Genomic DNA, 18,756 nt, shown 5'->3' on the forward strand with positions numbered 1-18,756 from the left:
ACGCCGCGCAGCTCCCGCCCGACGATGCTTCAGGGATGACCCAGCAGACACGGACTCCGGAGGGACGAGGGCCTGTGGTCCTGGCCGGCGGGTCCCAGTTCGTCCAGGACCAGGTGGCACGTGCCTGCGCAGCCGCGGGGGTCGCCCCGCACTTCGCCGTCGACCTCGCGCAGGCCCTTCCCCTCGAGCCCGCCGTGCTGCTCCTCGGCGCCGACCAGGCGACCGGCGGACTGCCGGGCCACCGCGACGTCATCGTCGTGGGGGCGGCCGACGACGAGACGCGGGCGTGGGCCGCTGCGGCGAACGTGGCGTCCTCCCGGGTGGTCATCCTCCCGCAGGGTGCGGGCTGGCTCGCGGAGCATCTCGGCAGACGGCTCAACCCCGCTGCCTCCGGAGCCGTGGTCGGTTTCCTCGGTGCCGCCGGCGGGGCAGGCGTGAGCACGTTCGCCTTCTGGTGCGCACGTCACGCGGCCGGTCTGGGGACGTCCACCCTGCTCGTGGACGGGCATCCCCTGGGCGGCGGCCTCGACCTTGCACTAGGGATCGAGGAGCGCCCGGGGGTGCGCTGGGGCGACCTGCGCGACCTCCGGGGAACCCTCAACGCGGAGCAGCTCGTGGCGGCGCTGCCGGCCGACGGACACCTGGCTGTGCTGTCCCATGCCGGGCACTCCGAGGGGGCCGGTCCGCACCCCGGCCACGGGATGGAGTCCGCCGGAGCCGTTCTGGACGCCGCCCGTGGAGCGTTCGACCTGAGCGTCGTCGACCTCGGCAGCGCCGGCAGCGCCGCGATCCAGTCCCTGGTTCCCCTGTGCGACCAGCTCGTCCTCCTCGTCCCCTCCAGGCCGCGGAGCGCCGTCGCGGTCACCCGCATCCTCGAGGCCTACAGCTCACTGCCGACCACCGTCGTCCTGCGTGGTCCGGTGCTCGACGGACTGGATGCCTGGCTGGTCGCGGACCTCGCCGGACGCGCCGGTCCGCTGCCGTACCTGCCCTTCGTCCGGGGGTCCTCGGCAGCGGAAGCCGGCGGCAGGATGCTGGACTTCCCGCTGCCCCGGCGGGCCCGGAAGCTCGTCGAGTCGGTCGTCGCCGGTCTGGAGAGGGCGGGATGACCGGGGAGGGCGGGATCGCACCGGGCGGGCCGGAGGACGGCGGAACCGCGGCAGCGCCCACCAGGCGCCAGCTGCGTGCAGCAGGCCGGAGCGCGTCGGCCCGTCCGGTCGTGGCGGGTTGGGCAGAGGGCGCTCCAGCCGGCGGTGATCCGGGCGCCGCATCGATGGTGGAATCGGTCCGCAGGGCCGTTCTTGCCGGGAATGTCCAGGCCACCGGTGCGGCGTTCGCGGACGCCGTCGGCGCGAGCGGCAGGCTGCTCGGCTCGGAGGGCACCTTGTCGGCGCTCGACCGCGTCCGCGCGGAACTCAAGGGGTTGGGCCCGCTCGAGCACCTCCTCGCCGATGACTCGATCACGGACATCCTGGTCAACGGACCGGACGACGTGTGGATCGACGGCTCGACGGGCCTGCGCCGCATCGGGGGCGCCTTCGCATCGGATGCCGATGTGCGGGCACTGGCCGTCCGCCTCGTCGCGGCGGGTGGAAGACGCCTCGACGACGGCTGCCCCGCCGTCGACGTCCAGCTGGGAGGCCTTCGCGTGCACGCTGTCCTCCCGCCGATCTCGACGGCCGGGACCCTGCTGTCCATCAGGATCCGCCGAGCACGGATGTTCTCGCTCGGGGAGCTGGTGGACAGCGGGACGGTCCCGCCGATGATGGCCGAGGCGCTCCGGCTGATGATGCGGCACCGCCTGAATTTCCTCATCAGTGGAGCAACGGGGACGGGGAAGACCACGCTCCTGGCCACCCTGCTCGGCCTGGCCGCGCCCCACGAGCGCCTGGTCCTCGTCGAGGACGCCGCCGAGCTGAATCCTGACCACCCGCATACGGTCGGGCTGCAGGCCCGGCACGGCAATCTCGAGGGCGCGGGCGTGCTGGATCTCACGGAGCTCGTCCGGCAGGCGCTGCGCATGCGGCCGGACCGGCTCGTGGTGGGGGAGTGTCGGGGCGCCGAGGTCCGCGAGCTGCTCGCGGCGATGAACACGGGACACGACGGCGGCGGTGCGACCCTCCATGCCAACTCCGCCGAGGCCGTACCCGCGCGACTGAACGCACTCGCGGCGCTCGCCGGGCTCAGCCCGGAGGGAGTGGTGTTGCAGGCGGCGAGCGCCCTCGATGCGGTGGTGCACGTGGTGCGGGACGCGCGAGGCCGGCGTGTTGAGAGCATCGGGAGCCTGGAGCGAGCCCCCTCGGGGGAACTCGCCGTGATACCCGTCCTCACGGACACCGGGATGGGATGCCGGCGCGCTGCGGGCTGGGAGGGCTTCGCGCATCGGGTGCAGTGGTCCGAGGGCGGGCGGGATCCGGGGCACCGGACCGGGCCAGGCGCGGGGCCAGGCCAGGCACAGCCCCCGGGCCACGACGCCGAGCCGGGGCCCGGGCGCGAGGCGGGGCCAGGACACGGCCGCCGGGCGCCGTGAGCGGAATCGCGGTGGCTCTCCTGCTGGCCATGGCCGGCATCACCCTCGCCCATCCCCGGCCCGGCCGACGAAGCGGGGTGGTGTCCGGGGCGGGTGAGGAACCCGTCCCGACGGTCGGGGCTGCGCGGCAGTCCCGATGGTTCCTCGACGCCGCCGACCCGAGCCGGTCCGCCGCGCGCGGGGCCGTCGACCTGCACGAGCTCCCGTTGTTCGTGCACCAGCTCGCCGGCCTCCTCCGCGCGGGCCGCCCTCCCCATGTCCTGTGGGCGGACATGGAGCGTGTCCACGCTGACGGACGCACCGCCTTCGCGGCGACGGCGCTGCCGGTGATGGCGACGGCCCGGCGGGCGGCCGAGCTCGGGCTGAGCGTCCCTGATGCTCTCCGCCAGGCGCGGGATGCCGGCCCCGGGCCGTCGGGGGGAGACCGGACCAGCGCCCGCGTCGACCGGCTGTGGATCGATCTCGCCGGGTGCCTGATCGTCGCGGAGCGCAGCGGTGCGCCCCTCGCCGGGATCCTCGAGCAGTACGCCGCGCAGCTCGATGCCCAGCTCGACGGCCTGGCGGCGCGGGAGACGGCGCTCGCCGGACCACGTGCCACGGTCGTGCTCCTGGCATGGCTTCCCGCCCTGGGTGTGGTCCTGGCCTTCACTCTCGGCGTGAATCCACTGGAGGTGCTGCTGGGGTCCCTACCCGGACGGCTGGCCCTCGCCGGAGGCGTCCTGTTCATGGTCGTGGCCCGCCTCTGGTCCCGCCGCCTGGTCGGTCGAGTCGACGGCGCCCCGTGATGGCGGGGGTGGTCGTGTCCCTCCTCCTCGCCGCGGGAGCACTGGTCCTGACGGCGCCGTCGGGGCGGCTGCACCGGGTCAGGAATGCGCCGGTGGATCGGGCGCTGCGCGGTGGGATCCAGGACGGCCCGCTCATCCTCGACCTGCTGGCTGCCGTGCTGTCCGCGGGAGCATCCGTCGAGAGCGCCCTGCTGGTCGTCGGGGAAGCCTGCGATCCGGCCGTCGGCTCGGTGCTGACCCGCGTGCGAGCGGCGCGCCTCCTCGGTGCCTCCTGGGAGGCCGCGTGGGACGCGGGTGCTGCGGAGGGCCGCCTGTCCACCGATGGCCCGTCGACCGGTTTCCCGGCGGCCGGTTTCCCGACGGCCGGCTTCCCGACGACCGGTCAATCGAGGCCCGAGCGGCTGGCGCCCGGCCGGCGACCTGCCCTGCTGGGACCGGCCCTGCCCGGACCTGCCCTGCGGCGGCGGACACTCCGAGGGACCGACCCGCTGCCGGTCATCGAGGACATCCGGCGGGGTCTGCGGTTCGGCACGGCCACCGGGGCTCCGTCCGCGGCGCTCCTGCATGCGCACGCCGCCCAACTCCGACGGCGACACAACCGCGAGGTGGACAGGAGGGCCGCCGCGCTCGGGGTCCAGCTCGTCCTGCCGCTCGGCCTGTGCTCCCTGCCGGCGTTCATCTGCCTGGGCGTGGTGCCCCTGGTCCTGGGCCTGCTGCCCGACCTGTAACCCGGCCGGTTGTCGCTCGTGCCGTCCCGCAGGCGTCCGTTCCCAGCCCCGTCCGTCCGATCGTGGGCGCCCCCTTCATGCCGGCTCCGTGCACTCCGGACGACCGCGGCCCCGCTGGCCCGGGGAAATCCCGGGTTATCCACTTAGCGACTCCTCCACCCCGCAGCAAACCCCAGGATCGCCAGAGTTGATCCAGCGACATCCGTCGCTCACAGCACGTGGGGACGACTCCACGCCGACGAAAGGGCATGCCATGTCGATTCGGCCGCAGCACACGGATGGAAGGGGCTCGGCCTTCCGGGTACCCCGGGTGGATCCTGGACGCCCTCGCCCCTGTCGAAGCAGCGCGTCCACGGAGGCACCCGGTGCCCAGGACGAGTCATCGCGGAACGGGCCACTCGAGCAGGAGCCGATGCCCCTGAGGCCCGAACGGCAACGGGCCGTCCGCGCCGAGGAGCACACGGCGGCTCCGGTGTCGTTCATCGGGTCTGTGCGGTCCTTCGATGCTCAACCGGAGGCCGAGCCCGGAACGGACCGTCCGGGTGGCAGCGGACCGATCCGCCCCGCGAACAGGGCGGCGCGGCGGGCAGAGGCGCGGCGGTGGCGGGCCAATGACCGGGTCATCCGGCAGGGCCGGGACCGCACCACGGACCAGGAGGCCGGTATGGCGACCGCGGAGTACGCCATCGCCACCCTCGCCGCCGTCGGATTCGCCGCGCTCCTCGCCGCAGTCCTGTCCAGCGGCGAGATCAGGGGACTCCTGATGTCCCTCATCACCTCGGCGCTGAATTTCGGCTGATGCGGACCGGCCAGGGTGGGACCACCTGCGACGACGGGGAACCCGCGCCACCGGCACGGAAGCACCGGCGCCCCTCCGTGCCGCGCTCCGGGGTGCTCGTCGGGGTTCTCCACGCGTGGTGCACGCGACGGGAACGTCCAGCGGGCCCGCAGCGGGGATCCGTCACAGCCGAGGTCGCCGTCGTGCTCCCCGCCCTGGTCGTCCTGCTCGCGCTCCTGCTCGCCACAGCCCACGTCGGGACCGTGCAACTGCGCCTGGAGGAGGCCGCACGGGCCGGAGCCCGCGAGGTGATGCGGGGCGAGAGCAGCGCGAGCGTGCAACAGACCGTTCAACGCCTCGCCGGGGACAACGCCACGGCGCAGGTGGGGTCGGCCGGGGACTGGACGACCATCGAGGTGCGGGCACGCGTGGAGGGTCCCCTCGTGGACCTCCTGGACCTCGAACTGCACGCGTCGGCAGCGGGGAGGAAGGAACACGATGGGTGATCCGCGGGAGGATGCGCGGGAGGACGCGGCGCCGCGGAGACCCATCGATTCCGAGCGCGGCGCCGGCACGGTCCTGATGGGGGCTCTCGCCCTCCTGGCGCTGCTGCTGATCGCGTCGGCGGTACTCCTGCTCCAGGCCGCATCAGCGGCCTCGAGGGCAGCGACGGCGGCCGACCTCGCGGCGCTCGCCGCCGCGGACGCCGCCCGGGGACTGTCCTCCGAGGACCCCTGCCCGGCGGCCGCAGCAGTGGCGGACCAGCACGGTGCCGTGGTCGAGGACTGCGAGATCGGCGCGACCGGCCCGGGGACCGCGGTCATCCGGGTGTCCGTGGGGATGCCCGGCCTGCTTCCGGATGCCGTCGGTGCGGCCCGGGCCGGACCGCCGCCGTGAGGGCGGAGGGCTGCCAGGCGGGTCCTGGTTCCGGGTCGGGTGGATGCCGCCCGACCCGATACGTCAGGACCCGGCGGTCCTGGTTCCGGTGTCCAGCTCCGATGGGACGTCCGATCCGGAGGTGTCGGAGACGCCACCCGCCGGGGCGACGCTGCCGGCAGCCTGCCGCAGGATCAGCGACAGCACCGCCACGGCACCGCCCTTGCTCAACGGATTGTTCCGGTTGCCGCACTTGGGGGACTGGACGCAGGACGGGCAGCCGGACTCGCACTCGCAGGCCTCGATGGCGTCGCGGGTCGCCCCCAGCCAGGTGCGGGCGGCCTCGAAGCCCCGCTCGGCGAACCCGGCGCCCCCGGGGTGGCCGTCGTACACGAAGATGGTCGGCAGGCCGGTGTCGGCATGCAGGGCCGTCGACACGCCCCCGATGTCCCAGCGGTCGCTCGAGGCGACGAGAGGCAGCAGCCCGATCGCTGCATGCTCGGCGGCGTGGAGCGCCCCCGGGAGTTCCTCGGCGAGGATGCCTTCGGCCTCGAGCAGTTCCGGGCTGATCTCGAACCACACGCTCTTCGTGAAGAGGTCGCGCGCCGCCAGCTCGAGCGGCTCCTCGCCGAGGATCTCGTTCGAGGAGAAGGCCTTGCGCTGGAAGGACACCACCTGGGTCGTCACCTTCACATCCCCGAAATTCGCGAGGACGCCACCCCACAGGCGGCTCACGTCCCGGTCGAGGACCTCGATCTGCGTGACGTCCCGCGCCTGCGTGTAGTAGTCCGGCTGGGCGCGGGCCACCACGGCACAGTGGTCCTGCTCGTCGAGGTCCTGCACCACGTACGTCCGTCCCTGGTGCACGTACACGGCGCCGGGGTGGGCCTGGTAGTGGCTCTGCGGCGAGTCCATCGTCCCGAGCAGAGCACCCGACTCCTCCTCGACGATGTTGATCGGGCCACCGCCGTCGGCCCTGAGGTTCACCATCCCGGCGGCACTCTGGGGGTGCGTCCAGAACCAGCCGGCGGGGCGACGCCGCAGGAAGCCCTGCTCGCACAGCGTGCCGAGCAGGGCCTCCGAGGTCGGACCGAACAGGGGCAGGTCCTTCTCCGTCAACGGGAGCTCGGCTGCGGCGGCACAGAGGTGCGGGCCGAGCACATAGGGGTTCGACGGGTCGAAGACGGTGGCTTCGACGGCGAGGTCGAACACCGCTTCCGGGTGGTGGACGAGATAGGTGTCGAGGGGGTCGTCGCTCGCCACGAAGGCCGCGATGGCGTCCTGGCCGGAGCGGCCCGCCCGGCCGATCTGCTGCATGAGGGACGCGCGGGTCCCGGGCCACCCCGCCACGAGGACCGCATCGAGGCCGGAGATGTCGATCCCGAGTTCAAGGGCCGAGGTGCTCGCCACGCCCAGCAGTTCACCGCTGCGCAGCGACGCCTCGAGGGCGCGCCGTTCCTCCGGCAGGTACCCCGAACGGTAGGCGGCGATGCGGTGGGGCAGGCTCGGATGCACGTCCTCGAGCATGCGCCGCGAGGTCTGCGCGATACTCTCCGCGCCCCGCCTCGACTTGATGAACGCGATGGTGCGGACGGAGGAGGAGACGAGATTGGCCAGGAGGTCCGAGGTCTCGGCGATCACGGTCCGTCGGGTGGGCGCCCCGTTCTCGCCCTTCCTGCCGGTGAGCTGCGGCTCCCAGAACGCGACCGTCGTGGAGCCGTGCGGCGAGCTGTCCCGGTCGACGGCGCGCACCGGGGCACCGATCAGCTTCCCGAAGGACGCGGCGGGCTCGGCCGACGTCGCGGACGCCCCGACGAACACGGGATCCGCCCCGTAGCTCGCGCAGATGCGCCGCAGGCGGCGCAGGAGATTCGCGACGTGGGAACCGAACACGCCCCGGTAGCTGTGGGCCTCGTCGATGATCACGTATTTCAGTCGGCGGAAGAACCTGGCCCACCAGGTGTGGTTGGGCAGGATGCCGTAGTGGAGCATGTCGGGGTTCGCGAGGACCAGGTTGGCGTGGTCGCGGATCCAGCGGCGGGCACCCGACTCCGTGTCGCCGTCGTAGGTCTCGGCGCGGACAGTGGGGATGCCCAGTGCGTTGATGGCCGACAACTGGTCGGCGGCCAGCGCCTTCGTGGGGGCCAGGTACAGGGCGACGGACCCGGTGGGCGCCAGCGTGGCGCGGTCCAGCAGTTCGCTGCGGTGGATCTCGTCGAGCACCGGCAGCTGGTAGCACAGGGACTTCCCCGACGCGGTCCCCGTCGCGATGATGGTGTGTGCTCCGTCGTGGGCGGAGGTGGCCCCCTCGACCTGGTGACGCCACGGCTGATGCACGCCGCGCCGGGTGAACGCCTCGACGACGTCCGGGTGCGCCCAGGCGGGCCACGGTGCATGCTCCGCGTCGCGGGCGGGAATCTCACGGACGTGCAGCAGCTGCTCGGGGTCGGGTCCACCCCCGAGCAGGTCGATGAGGGAATCGCGCGCAGCCACCGTGCCATTCTCCCATCGGCGCAGGGGCGGAACCGCGGAAACGCGCCCTATCCTCTGATGACGAACACGTCGGCGAGGTGCTCCCAGCCGAGGAACGCGTAGAGCGCGCGACCGTCGGCCGAGGCCATGAGCAGGCCTGTGGTGACGTCGTCCTCCAGGACCCCTGCCGTGAGCGCGCGCATGACGAAGCTGCCCAGGCCCCGCCGTCGGAAACCCTCTTCCGTGATGATGCGGTCATAGACCGCGTAGTCGCCCACGGCCGACACGGACCCGCGGGCTGCGAGCTCCCCATGGGCCCGCACCAGGACACGGCGGCATTCGCCGTCGCGGGCATGCTCCAGCGTGAAATCGTCACCGGGCGGACGCGGATCCTCGACGTCCTGGCCGCTCATGTCGACGCTCATCAGGGCCTGCTGCCGGTCCGTGACCCGCATGCCGAGCGGGTGGGCCGCGTCGATCAGCTCCCGCATCCGGTTGGTGACGACCGTCAGGATCCGCGTCGGGTCCCGCTTCGTGTCGGTGGCCAGCTCGAGGAACTGCTCGGTCGTCGGCTCGAACAGGAAATGCTCCGTCTGGTTCTGCTGGTCGGTGAGCAGGACGGAGGTGCTGCGTCCGTCATCATGACGCTCGTAGCCCCGGCATCTGGACCATCCCGTGATCCAGGTCTGGAGAAGCTGGGCGTCTGCATGAGCATTCATGTGCTGACGATAGTAGCCCTGCGTCGCCGATGGTATAGGCGGTCCCGAGGTGACCGTTATGAGTCGCGAAGTAGGCTTTGACCCGTGTCGATGAACCGGATTGCCCTGTATTACGCCTTTGCGCCGCTGCCCGATCCCGAAGCCGTCAGGCTGTGGCAGCGGGCCCTCTGTGAGAGATGGGGGCTGCGCGGCAGGATCCTCATCTCGAAGGACGGGATCAACGGCACCGTGGGCGGCGAGATCGGTGCCGTGAAGCAGTACGTCAAGACCACGCGCGAATATCCGGCCTTCAAAGGTCTGGAGATCAAGTGGTCCGACGGCGGTGCGGAGGACTTCCCGCGGCTCAGCGTCAAGGTGCGCGACGAGATCGTCTCCTTCGGTGCTCCCGGCGAGCTGGAGGTCGACGGGAACGGCGTCGTGGGCGGCGGCGTCCACCTCGCCCCGGACGAACTGCACGCACTCGTCGACGCCAGGCGCGAGGCGGGGGAGGAGGTCGTCTTCTTCGACGGGCGGAACGCCTTCGAGGCGCAGATCGGGCGTTTCAAGGGCGCCGTCGTCCCCGACGTCCGGACGACGCACGACTTCGTCCGTGAACTCGATTCGGGCAAGTACGACGACCTGAAGGACAAGCCCGTGGTCACCTACTGCACGGGCGGGATCCGCTGCGAGGTGCTGTCCAGCCTCATGGTCAACCGGGGTTTCCGGGAGGTCTACCAGCTCGATGGCGGGATCGTCCGCTACGGCGAGAAGTACCGGGACGCGGGATTGTGGGAGGGCTCACTGTACGTCTTCGACAAGCGGATGCACCTCGAGTTCAGCGACGACGCCGTGACGATCGGCAAGTGCGTGCGCTGCCAGGCGCCCACCAACAAGTTCGAGAACTGCTCCAACCCGTCCTGCCGCAACCTCACCCTGTACTGCGCCGCCTGCGCGGCCGACCCCTCGACCCTCCGCTGCCCGCAGGGCTGCGAGTCGGACGAGGCCGAGGCGACGGCCGCGGGTGCCGCGTGATACCGGCCGATGCCCCGGCCTGGCCGGAGTTCGACGACGACGTCGCGTCGGCGCCGTCGACCCGCGACCTCGCGGCGCTCGCGGTCCTCGCCGATGACCTGACGGCCCTCGACTACACGGTCGACGGCGTCGAAGCGCTCCTCGGTGCGGCGGCGTACGCGGCCCTCGGCCGGGACCAGCTGGTCCCGGCACTGCTGGCATGCCGCCGCCTCGCCGACGGTGGCTCCGAATCAGGGGACGGCGCCCGCGCCATCCCCGTGCTGCTGTGGCTGCTCGGCGAGACCGTGACGGAACAGGAACTCGGGCAGGCCTTCCCCCGCACCGGCGTGGCGGGCCTCGAGCAGCTGAGGCTCATCGAGCACGCAGCGGACAGTGCCGGAGGAAGCACCGCGGAGAGGACGGCGGAGGACACGGCGGACCACCCCGCCGGAAGCACAGCAGGGACCCCTGCCGTCACCGACCCTGTCACCGACCCTGCCCGCGAGCGCCGCTGGCGTGCCGCCGTCGAGCTCCGCCCCTACGGCTCGGACGTCGGAGGGAGCCTCTGGGTGGCGAGCGACCTCGGCTCGGAGCAGCGCCCCGGGCCCCTGCGGCACGACCACGTCCTCGGGATCGGCGGAGCCTCGCTGACCCTCGCCCGGACCGTCATGAGGACGCCGGTCGGTCGGGCGCTGGACCTGGGGACGGGCTGCGGCATCCAGGCCTTCCACCTGCTGGCACACGCCGGCCACGTGACGGTGACCGACATCTCGGACCGTGCCCTGGCCTTCGCCCGCTTCAACCTCCTCCTGAACGCGTCCGCGCTGGACATCGATCCCCACCGGCCCGGCCCGCGGGTCAGCCTCCGGCGCGGCAGCCTCCTCGAACCGGTCCGCGGGGAGGAGTTCGACCTCGTGGTGTCCAATCCTCCCTTCGTCATCACGCCCCGCACGGGGAGCCCGGGCCGGGCGTACACCTACCGGGACGGCGGTCTCGCGGGCGACGCCATCGTCAGCACACTCGTCCGGGAGCTTCCGGGCGTCCTCGCGCCGGGCGGGTCGGCGCAACTGCTCGGCAACTGGGAGATCACCGAGGGGACGCCGTGGGACCGCCGCATCCGAACGTTCGTACCTCCCGGCGTCGACGCGTGGATCATCCAGCGCGAGCAGCTGACGCCGGTCCAGTACGCCGAGACCTGGCTGCGGGACGCCGCCGAGAACCGCGACCGTGAGGCCTACGCGGCGAGCTTCGCCGCCTATCTCGACGACTTCGCCGCCCGGGACGTCGAGGGCATCGGCTTCGGGTCCGTCTGGCTGCGGCGCCCCCGGAAGCCGAGCGACCTCGTCCGGGTGACGCTCGAGGAGATCACCCACGACATCGAACAGCCCGTGGGACCGCACCTCGCCGCAGCGATCGGCCGCAGCGACTGGCTCGCCGCCCACACCGAGCAGGCCGCGACCGGGGTCGGCATCGCCGACGAGTTCCTGCTCGTCGCCGAGGACGTCACCGAGGAACGCCACCAGCGGCCCGGCGCCGAGCACCCCGGGGTCATCCTGCTGCGGCAGGGTGCAGGCCTCCGGCGGACCACCCTGCTCAGCACCGAACTGGCCGGGTTCGTCTCCACGTGCGACGGCGACCTCACGGCCGGGCAGATCGCGGGAGCCCTCGCCATGCTGCTGGACCGGCCCGACGCCGCGTTCACCTCGGAACTGCTGCTCGATGTCGAGCAGCTCGTCCGCGAGGGCTTCCTCCTACCGGCCCCCTGAAAGCTGCCATTAGTCTTGTGCAGGTACTCATGGCGCATACTGTGAGGTGAGCCCGGCAGCGGGATCCGGACCGGATGCCCAGGATCTGCCGCGGCATCCACCCGTATATATAGGAGAGAAGTGCCGACCAAGGCCACGGACAAGAAGCACGGCAAGAAACTCGTCATCGTTGAGTCCCCCAGCAAGATCAAGAGCATCTCGGGCTATCTCGGCGAGGGTTTCCAGGTGGCCGCGTCCATGGGGCATATCCGCGACCTCCCCCAGCCGTCCGACCTCCCTGCCGAGCTGAAGAAGTCCTCGGTGGGCAAGTTCGCGGTGGACCTCGACAAGGACTTCGAGCCCTACTACGTGGTCTCCCCGGAGAAGCGGAAGACCGTCGCCGAGCTGAAGGCCGCGCTCAAGGACGCCGACGAGCTCTACCTCGCCACGGATAACGACCGCGAGGGCGAGGCCATCGCGTGGCACCTGCTGCAGGTCCTGAAGCCGAAGGTCCCCGTCTACCGGCTGACCTTCGGCGAGATCACCAAGGAAGCCGTGACGCGCGCCATGGGTGAGCTGCGCGACGTCGACATCCCCATGGTCGACGCCCAGGAGACCCGGCGTATCCTCGACCGCCTGTACGGCTACGAGATCTCCCCGGTGCTGTGGCGCAAGGTGGCCCGCGGCCTGTCCGCCGGACGCGTGCAGTCCGTCGCCACCCGCCTCGTCGTGGAACGGGAGCGTGAGCGCATGGCGTTCCGCGCGGCGTCGTACTGGGACCTGACCGGCACCTTCACGCCCGAGGACGCGAGCAAGGGCAGCACCTTCCCGGCCAAGCTCGTGGCCGTCGACGGCAGCCGGATCGCCTCGGGCAAGGATTTCTCCGACCGTGGCGAGCTGAAGGCCGCCAATGTCGTCCCGCTCGACGAGGAGGCCGCGCGCTCACTCGTCACCGGGCTCGAGGGCGCCGTCTTCGCGGTGCGCTCCGTCGAGACCAAGCCCTACACGCGCCGTCCCGCCGCACCGTTCACGACGTCGACCCTGCAGCAGGAGGCGGCCCGCAAGCTGCGCTTCAGCTCGAAGGTCACCATGCAGGTGGCGCAGCGGCTGTACGAGAACGGCTACATCACGTACATGCGTACCGACTCGTCGGCGCTCTCGGACCAGGCGATCAACGCCGCCCGCCGCCAGGCCTCCGAGCTGTACGGTCCCGAATACGTCCCCGAGTCCCCGCGCGTCTACAAGGGCAAGGCCAAGAACGCGCAGGAGGCCCACGAGGCCATCCGCCCCGCCGGTGATTCCTTCCGGACACCCGCCCAGGTGGCCCAGTCCCTGCGCGGCGACGAGTTCCGCCTGTACGAACTGATCTGGAAGCGCACCGTCGCCTCGCAGATGGCCGACGCCAAGGGGTCGACGGCGTCACTGCGTCTCGGCGCGAAGAGCGCGGACGGCCGGGACGCGGAGTTCGCGGCCTCCGGCACCGTCATCACCTTCCGCGGCTTCATGGCCGCCTACGAGGAAGGCCGCGACGCGGGCCGCGACGAGGAGGCCACGGGCGACGACGCCCAGGGCACGCGCCTGCCGAACGTCGCCCAGGGCGACGCGCTCGGCGCGACGGCCATCGAGGCCATCGGCCACGAGACGTCGCCGCCCCCGCGCTACACGGAGGCCTCGCTCGTCAAGGTGCTCGACGAGCGCGGCATCGGCCGTCCGTCGACGTACGCCGCGACGATGTCCACCATCATGGACCGCGGCTACGTCCGCACCCGAGGGCAGGCCCTCGTACCGAGCTGGATCGCGTTCTCGGTGGTCCGCCTGCTCGAGGAGCACTTCAACGACTACGTCGACTACGACTTCACCGCCGAGCTCGAGGAGGACCTCGACCGCATCTCCCGCGGCGAGGCGGGCCGTGTGGAGTGGCTCAACCGGTTCTACTACGGCGACCGCAAGGACACCGGGCTGCACACCATCGTCAACGACCTCGGGGAGATCGACGCGCGGCGCATCAACTCGGTGGAGATCGCCGAGGGCATCACACTCCGGGTGGGCAAGTTCGGTCCGTACCTCGAGAAGCCCCTGCCGGCCGACGCCCCCGAGGGCACGGAGCCGCAGCGCGCGAACGTCCCGGAGGACCTCGCGCCGGACGAACTGACGGCCGAGAAGGCCATCGAACTGATGGAGGCCCCGACGTCGCAGGATCGCGTCCTGGGCACCGACCCGGAAACGGGTCGGAGCATCGTGGCACGCGACGGCCGCTACGGACCGTACGTGATCGAACTGATCACCGAGCCGACGGCGGAGGAACTCGCCGGCCAGCCGGTCGAGTACTACAAGAACGGCAAGCCCAAGCCCCCGAAGAAGCCCGCGAAGGTCAAGCCCCGCACCGGCTCCCTCTTCAAGTCCATGTCCGTGGACACCGTGACCCTCGAGGACGCCCTCCGGCTCATGAACCTGCCGCGGGTCCTCGGCACGGACGAGGAGGGCAAGGAGGTCACGGTGCAGAACGGCCGGTTCGGCCCGTACCTGAAGAAGGGCAGCGACTCCCGCTCCATCGGCTCGGAGGAGGAGATCTTCACGATCACCCTCGAGCAGGCGCTGGAGATCTACAAGCAGCCCAAGCAGCGTGGCGGCCGAGCCGTCACGCCACCGCTGGCCGAATTCGGCGACGATCCCGTGAGCGAGAAGCCGATCGTGGTGAAGGACGGCCGCTTCGGCCCCTACATCACCGACGGCGACACGAACATCACGGTGCCCGGGTCGATGGCGATCGAGGAACTGACGCGCGAACAGGCGATCGACATGCTCGCCGAGAAGCGCGCCAAGGGTCCGGCCCCGAAGAAGACGACCCGCCGGGCGCCCGCGAAGCGCAAGGTCGCCGCGGGCAAGTAGCCCGGACGGCACGGCAGGAACACACACGTTGGCGGGGGATGAGCTGGAAGCGCGGGAACAATGCGGCTAGGCGTACTGGACATAGGGTCGAACACGGTTCATCTGCTCCTCGTGGATGCCCATCCCGGGGGGCGGCCCGTGCCCTTCGCGAGCCACAAGAGGCCCCTGCAGCTCGTGGCCTACCTGGAGGAGGACGGCGGCATCTCGCGGCGGGGCCAGGACGAGCTGGTCGGCTTCGTCCGCGAGGCCCGCGCGTTCGCGGCAGGGCACGACGCCGAGGACTTCCTCGCGTTCTGCACGTCCGCGATCAGGGAGGCTGCCAACGGCCGTGAGGTCCTCGATCGCGTGCGCCGGGAGACCGGCGTCGACCTCCAGGAACTCTCCGGGGACCAGGAGGCCGCGGTGACCTTCCAGGCCGTGCGCCGCTGGTACGGCTGGGGCTCGGAGTCCATCCTCAACCTGGACATCGGCGGCGGCTCCTTCGAGATGGCCATGGGCACGGACGAACTGCCCGAGGTAGCCCTCTCCGTGCCGCTGGGCGCGGGCAGGCTCACGCGTGACTGGCTGCACGGGGACCCGCCGTCGGCCAAGAGCGTGAAGGAGCTGCGCCGCTACATCCGGGCGACCCTGCGCGAGGCCGTCCCTCGCTTCGCCCACCTCGGCACGCCGCACCTGGTCGCGGGCACGTCGAAGACCTTCCGCTCCCTGGCCCGGATCGCGGGGGCCGCACCCTCGGCGGCCGGGCCGTTCGTCCGCCGTGAGCTGCGCCTCGAGGACCTCGGCCTGTGGACCAAGCGACTCGCCGCCATGACCGTGGAGGACCGCACCCACCTGGACGGCGTCTCCGAACTGCGTGCCCCGCAGGTGCTCGCGGGCGCGCTCGTGGCCGAGGCCGCGCTCGACCTGTTCGGCGTCCCGTCGATCAGCATCTGCCCGTGGGCGCTGCGCGAGGGACTGCTGCTGCGGCGCTTCGACACCAAGATGTTCGACGCCGACGAGCCCCTCCCGGGAGCCGGGGTGGGACACACCCAGCTCGACGCGACGTCGCGCACCCCTGTGGCGCGGGGAGCCTGACGTGGCGCGCGCCGGCAGCCTGCCCTCCATCCCCGTCGCACTCTCCAGCGCGTCGGTCTACCCACTCGCCGTCCACGACGCCTTCGCTCTGGCCCAGGACCTCGGGTACGACGGCGTCGAGGTGATGGTCACCAACAACTCGGTCAGCCAGGACCCGAACCAGCTCTCGACGCTGAGCGAACGCTATGAGCTCCCGATCCTCGCCATCCATGCCCCGACCCTGCTCCTGACCCAGCAGGTGTGGGGCAAGGCCTGGACGAAGATCGAGATGTCCGCGGCGATGGCCGCGGAGGTGGGTGCCGCGACCGTCGTGACCCACCCGCCGTTCCGCTGGCAGACGGGGTACGCCGAGGCGTTCCCCGAGGGCATCGCGCGTATCGCGACCGAGTACGGCGTCGACATCGCCGTCGAGAACATGTACCCGTGGAAGGTCCGTGGCCGCGAGGCGAAGGCCTACCTGCCGCACTGGAACCCGATCCCCGAGCCCTACGAGCGGATCACCTGGGACTTCTCGCATGCGGCGATCGCCGGCATGGACTCCTACGAGGAGATCCGGACGCTCGGCGACAGGCTCGCGCACGTGCACCTGACGGACGGCACGCCCAACGGCAAGGACGAACACCTGCTTCCCGGCCAGGGGCAGCAGCGGTGCGCGGAGGCGCTGGGGCACCTCGCGGAGTCGGAGTGGGACGGCGTGGTCGCCGTCGAGGTGAGCACGCGCCGCGCCCGGGCCGCCGGGGAGCGCGAGGACTGGCTCGCGGAGACGCTGCGTTTCGCCCGGGAGCACCTGGGCCACTGACGGGCCGCGCCGATCGATCAGGAGCCGGACCAGGGGCTGAACAGGGCGCTGAACGAGGAATGGCGCCGGTGGACGGGCCGGATGGTGGGGGAATCCATCCGGTGCCACCGACGCCGGGCCGGATCAGGAAGTTCCGGCCGCATCACTCGCACCCTTATGAGGTAGTAGCAACACTAGGGCCCCTCCTTGTGCTGCAACACCACAGGGGCTGGGAGTAGCCTGTGAGGCTCCGTGGCAGGATGGGATCATGACTACCCCGGGCGCCCCGCGCATCGCCTTCCTCGGCTGCGGATCCATGAACGAGTCCATCCTGGCCGGTCTCCTCGCCGCGGGCCTCGACCCCCGGCGGGTCACCGCCACGGTCCGACGCGCCGAGCGCGCGGCGGAGCTCCGGCGGCGCCACGGCGTCACAGCCCTCGCGACGTCCGAGGACGCCGCCGCGAACACCGTCGCCGCGCAGGATGCCGACGTCGTCATCCTCGGGGTGAAGCCCGCCGGCATCGTCGCGCTGGCCCGCGGGATCGGCCCGTCCCTGCAGCCGACCGCCCTCGTCCTCAGCGTCGCCGCGGCCGTGACGATCGCGATGATCGAGGCCGTCCTCCCCGAGGGCCAGCCTGTCATCCGCTCGATGCCCAACACCCCGTCGCGGGTCGGCAGGGGGGTGCTCTCGATCTCCGCCGGGACCGCAGCCGGTCCCGGGCAGATGGCACAGGCCCGGGAGCTCCTGGCATCCGCCGGGACCGTCGTCGAGATTGCCGAGGACCAGGTGGACGCCCTCTCCGCCGTCAGCGGGTCCGGACCGGCCTACGCGTTCTACCTGGCGGAAGCGATGGCCGCCGCCGGCGTCGACCTGGGTCTCGATGCCGACCTGGCCGCGCTGATCGCCCGGGAGACCGTTGCGGGCGCCGGCTTCATGCTCGCCGAGGAGGGGGCGGACGCCGCCACCCTCCGCCGTGCCGTCACCAGCCCCAACGGGACCACGCAGAGCGCCATCGAGACCTTCGAGGAGCTCGGTCTTCCGGGCATCGTCGCGGACGGCGCCCGCGCCGCCACGGCACGTGCGGCGGAGATCACCCGCGAACTGACGCTTCCTGCCGGCTGACGGGCCGGAGCGCCCACAGGATCAGCAGGGCGACGGGCAGGACCACTCCGAGGCCGGTGAAGAGCCGGAGCGGCAGCGGCCCCTCGCCGGAGACCGTGCCGGTGAGGGTGAGGGTGACGGTGATCGAGGAGAACATCATCACGGGCACCAGGAGCGCCAGGAGCGCCCGTCCCGCCGCGCGTGGCATGCCGGCCTGCTGCCGGGCGAGGACCCAGCCGGCCGGGAACACGAGGGCGATCCACACCCAGTGGTGGAACCACGAGATGGGTGAGATCGCGAGCATGACGACCGCGTTCGCGGCGATCGCCCGGACGGGGTCGCCGTCGTCGTCCGCCCGACGGATCGCCAGGTAGCCGACCGCGATCACCGCCAGCGACGCCAGGACCCACACGGGCCGCTGCACGCCCTCCGCCATGCCCGACTGCGCGACGATCGAGTTCAGGGACACGTTGTAGAGGTCGGCCGTCGCCCCCACCCGCGAGGCGTCGAAGAGTGCGTCCAGCCAGAAGATCGCGGACTCGCGCGGTGCCAGGAACCAGCCGACGGCCACTGTCGCTGTGAAGGACGCCCCGAGCCACGCCAGGGACCGCCAGTCGCGGCGTGCGAGGAACACCAGGCCGAACGCGAGCGGTGTCAGCTTGATCCCGGCGGCGATGCCGATGAGCACGCCCGAGGGAAGCCTGGTGGAGCGCAGCAGGTCGGCCAGGATCAGCACCATCAGCAGGGCGTTGACCTGCCCGAACCCGAGGCCCTCACGCCACGGCCCGCTGACGCCGATGAGCAGCAGGGCGGCGAGGACGGGGACGGGACCCCGCCAGCCGGCCCGGGTCCCCGCCCCCGACACGACCCCCGACGCGCGCAGGTAGCGCACCACGACGACCGCCACGCCCACGAGGCACACGCACGTCAGCGCGGTCACGATGCCGAGGGCGAGGGCCTCGGGGACCAGCGCGAGGGGCACGAAGAGGAGGGCGGCGAAGGGCGGGTACGTGAAGGGCAGCCCCCGCGTGTCGGTCTGGATCAGGGCGTCGTCGTACAGGGTCTTCTCGCCTGCGCGGCCGAGCAGGGCGAGGGCCCCCTCGCGGTACACCGAGAGGTCGAGGCCGTGGATCCCGGCGGCGAGCACGACGGCGGCGAGCACGAGGGCACCGACGAGCCCGGCGGCCCACCGGCCCACCGCCGAACGCGCAGCGGTGGCGGGTGTCCGACGGCGGGACCCACCGGAGCTGCGCATCCGCCGCACCGGCGCCCCGGTGGTCTCCTCCATGC

Annotated in this window: 16 protein-coding genes; 13 read left to right on the forward strand and 3 right to left on the reverse strand. The window is 71.9% G+C overall.

Annotated elements, in window-relative coordinates:
- Positions 1-35 precede the first annotated feature (35 nt).
- The 7 genes from ssd to CXQ92_RS12675 all read left to right on the forward strand — a co-directional run bounded on the left by ssd (position 36) and on the right by CXQ92_RS12675 (position 5,718).
- Positions 36-1,109 (forward strand): septum site-determining protein Ssd, encoded by a 1,074-nt coding sequence (gene ssd, locus CXQ92_RS12645; protein ID WP_104168041.1) that lies wholly within the window; start codon positions 36-38, stop codon positions 1,107-1,109.
- Between the two features lie 164 nt (positions 1,110-1,273).
- A complete protein-coding gene (locus CXQ92_RS12650) occupies positions 1,274-2,530 on the forward strand; it encodes a TadA family conjugal transfer-associated ATPase (protein WP_104168248.1) in 1,257 nt (418 codons plus the stop codon).
- Complete coding sequence (locus CXQ92_RS12655) at positions 2,527-3,315, forward strand: type II secretion system F family protein (protein WP_181033649.1); 789 nt, start codon at positions 2,527-2,529, stop codon at positions 3,313-3,315. The genes CXQ92_RS12650 and CXQ92_RS12655 overlap by 4 nt, the downstream gene beginning before the upstream one ends.
- Positions 3,315-4,043: a hypothetical protein gene (locus CXQ92_RS18690; RefSeq protein ID WP_181033650.1), complete on the forward strand. Its 729-nt coding sequence runs from the start codon at positions 3,315-3,317 to the stop codon at positions 4,041-4,043. The genes CXQ92_RS12655 and CXQ92_RS18690 overlap by 1 nt, the downstream gene beginning before the upstream one ends.
- 412 nt (positions 4,044-4,455) lie before the next feature.
- The gene (locus CXQ92_RS18695) at positions 4,456-4,842 is read left to right on the forward strand and encodes a DUF4244 domain-containing protein (RefSeq protein WP_258069897.1); all 387 of its coding nucleotides are present in this window, start codon (positions 4,456-4,458) and stop codon (positions 4,840-4,842) included.
- Positions 4,842-5,327, forward strand: coding sequence for a TadE family type IV pilus minor pilin (locus tag CXQ92_RS12670; RefSeq protein WP_104168043.1), 486 nt, complete (start codon positions 4,842-4,844; stop codon positions 5,325-5,327). Before CXQ92_RS18695 ends, CXQ92_RS12670 begins: the two co-directional genes overlap by 1 nt.
- Entirely contained in the window at positions 5,320-5,718 is a 399-nt protein-coding gene (locus CXQ92_RS12675) for an Rv3654c family TadE-like protein (protein WP_104168044.1), read from the forward strand. Before CXQ92_RS12670 ends, CXQ92_RS12675 begins: the two co-directional genes overlap by 8 nt.
- A 63-nt stretch (positions 5,719-5,781) precedes the next feature.
- Here CXQ92_RS12675 and CXQ92_RS12680 read toward each other — a convergent pair whose 3' ends face one another.
- Positions 5,782-8,190, reverse strand: coding sequence for a DEAD/DEAH box helicase (locus CXQ92_RS12680; RefSeq protein WP_104168045.1), 2,409 nt, complete (start codon positions 8,188-8,190; stop codon positions 5,782-5,784).
- A gap of 47 nt (positions 8,191-8,237) precedes the next feature.
- A complete protein-coding gene (locus CXQ92_RS12685) occupies positions 8,238-8,888 on the reverse strand; it encodes a GNAT family N-acetyltransferase (protein WP_104168046.1) in 651 nt (216 codons plus the stop codon).
- Between the two features lie 84 nt (positions 8,889-8,972).
- Between CXQ92_RS12685 and CXQ92_RS12690 the strand changes: the two genes are divergently transcribed.
- The 6 genes from CXQ92_RS12690 (at position 8,973) to proC (ending at position 17,487) form a co-directional block, all read left to right on the forward strand.
- Positions 8,973-9,899, forward strand: coding sequence for a rhodanese-related sulfurtransferase (locus tag CXQ92_RS12690; RefSeq protein WP_104168047.1), 927 nt, complete (start codon positions 8,973-8,975; stop codon positions 9,897-9,899).
- A 98-nt stretch (positions 9,900-9,997) separates the two neighbouring features.
- Positions 9,998-11,644 (forward strand): methyltransferase, encoded by a 1,647-nt coding sequence (locus CXQ92_RS12695; RefSeq protein WP_104168250.1) that lies wholly within the window; start codon positions 9,998-10,000, stop codon positions 11,642-11,644.
- Positions 11,645-11,764: 120 nt separating this feature from the next.
- Positions 11,765-14,512 carry a type I DNA topoisomerase gene (topA, locus tag CXQ92_RS12700; RefSeq protein ID WP_104168048.1) on the forward strand — a complete coding sequence of 916 codons (2,748 nt, stop codon included), beginning with the start codon at positions 11,765-11,767 and terminating at the stop codon, positions 14,510-14,512.
- Positions 14,513-14,572: 60 nt separating this feature from the next.
- Entirely contained in the window at positions 14,573-15,586 is a 1,014-nt protein-coding gene (locus CXQ92_RS12705) for a Ppx/GppA phosphatase family protein (RefSeq protein ID WP_104168049.1), read from the forward strand.
- A 1-nt stretch (position 15,587) separates the two neighbouring features.
- Positions 15,588-16,385: a sugar phosphate isomerase/epimerase gene (locus CXQ92_RS12710; RefSeq protein ID WP_104168050.1), complete on the forward strand. Its 798-nt coding sequence runs from the start codon at positions 15,588-15,590 to the stop codon at positions 16,383-16,385.
- Positions 16,386-16,632: 247 nt separating this feature from the next.
- Positions 16,633-17,487, forward strand: a complete 855-nt coding sequence (proC, locus tag CXQ92_RS12715; RefSeq protein ID WP_104168051.1) for a pyrroline-5-carboxylate reductase — start codon at positions 16,633-16,635, stop codon at positions 17,485-17,487.
- On the opposite strand, the gene CXQ92_RS12720 is transcribed toward proC, so the two are convergent.
- The gene (locus tag CXQ92_RS12720) at positions 17,456-18,754 is read right to left on the reverse strand and encodes a glycosyltransferase 87 family protein (RefSeq protein WP_104168052.1); all 1,299 of its coding nucleotides are present in this window, start codon (positions 18,752-18,754) and stop codon (positions 17,456-17,458) included. The two genes, proC and CXQ92_RS12720, sit on opposite strands and share 32 nt — an antisense overlap.
- Positions 18,755-18,756 lie beyond the last annotated feature (2 nt).

This window comes from Arthrobacter sp. SX1312 (genome assembly GCF_002929295.1).
Classification (GTDB): Bacteria; Actinomycetota; Actinomycetes; order Actinomycetales; family Micrococcaceae; genus Arthrobacter_D.

Excerpts from the sequence above, each read along its gene's own strand:
- ssd (WP_104168041.1), top strand. The coding sequence starts at position 36 with ATGACCCAGCAGACACGGACTCCGGAGGGACGAGGGCCTGTGGTCCTG.
- CXQ92_RS12650 (WP_104168248.1), top strand. The coding sequence starts at position 1,274 with ATGGTGGAATCGGTCCGCAGGGCCGTTCTTGCCGGGAATGTCCAGGCC.
- CXQ92_RS18690 (WP_181033650.1), top strand. The coding sequence starts at position 3,315 with ATGGCGGGGGTGGTCGTGTCCCTCCTCCTCGCCGCGGGAGCACTGGTC.
- CXQ92_RS18695 (WP_258069897.1), top strand. The coding sequence starts at position 4,456 with ATGCCCCTGAGGCCCGAACGGCAACGGGCCGTCCGCGCCGAGGAGCAC.
- CXQ92_RS12670 (WP_104168043.1), top strand. The coding sequence starts at position 4,842 with ATGCGGACCGGCCAGGGTGGGACCACCTGCGACGACGGGGAACCCGCG.
- CXQ92_RS12675 (WP_104168044.1), top strand. The coding sequence starts at position 5,320 with ATGGGTGATCCGCGGGAGGATGCGCGGGAGGACGCGGCGCCGCGGAGA.
- CXQ92_RS12685 (WP_104168046.1), bottom strand. The coding sequence starts at position 8,888 with ATGAATGCTCATGCAGACGCCCAGCTTCTCCAGACCTGGATCACGGGA.
- CXQ92_RS12705 (WP_104168049.1), top strand. The coding sequence starts at position 14,573 with ATGCGGCTAGGCGTACTGGACATAGGGTCGAACACGGTTCATCTGCTC.
- proC (WP_104168051.1), top strand. The coding sequence starts at position 16,633 with ATGACTACCCCGGGCGCCCCGCGCATCGCCTTCCTCGGCTGCGGATCC.
- CXQ92_RS12720 (WP_104168052.1), bottom strand. The coding sequence starts at position 18,754 with ATGGAGGAGACCACCGGGGCGCCGGTGCGGCGGATGCGCAGCTCCGGT.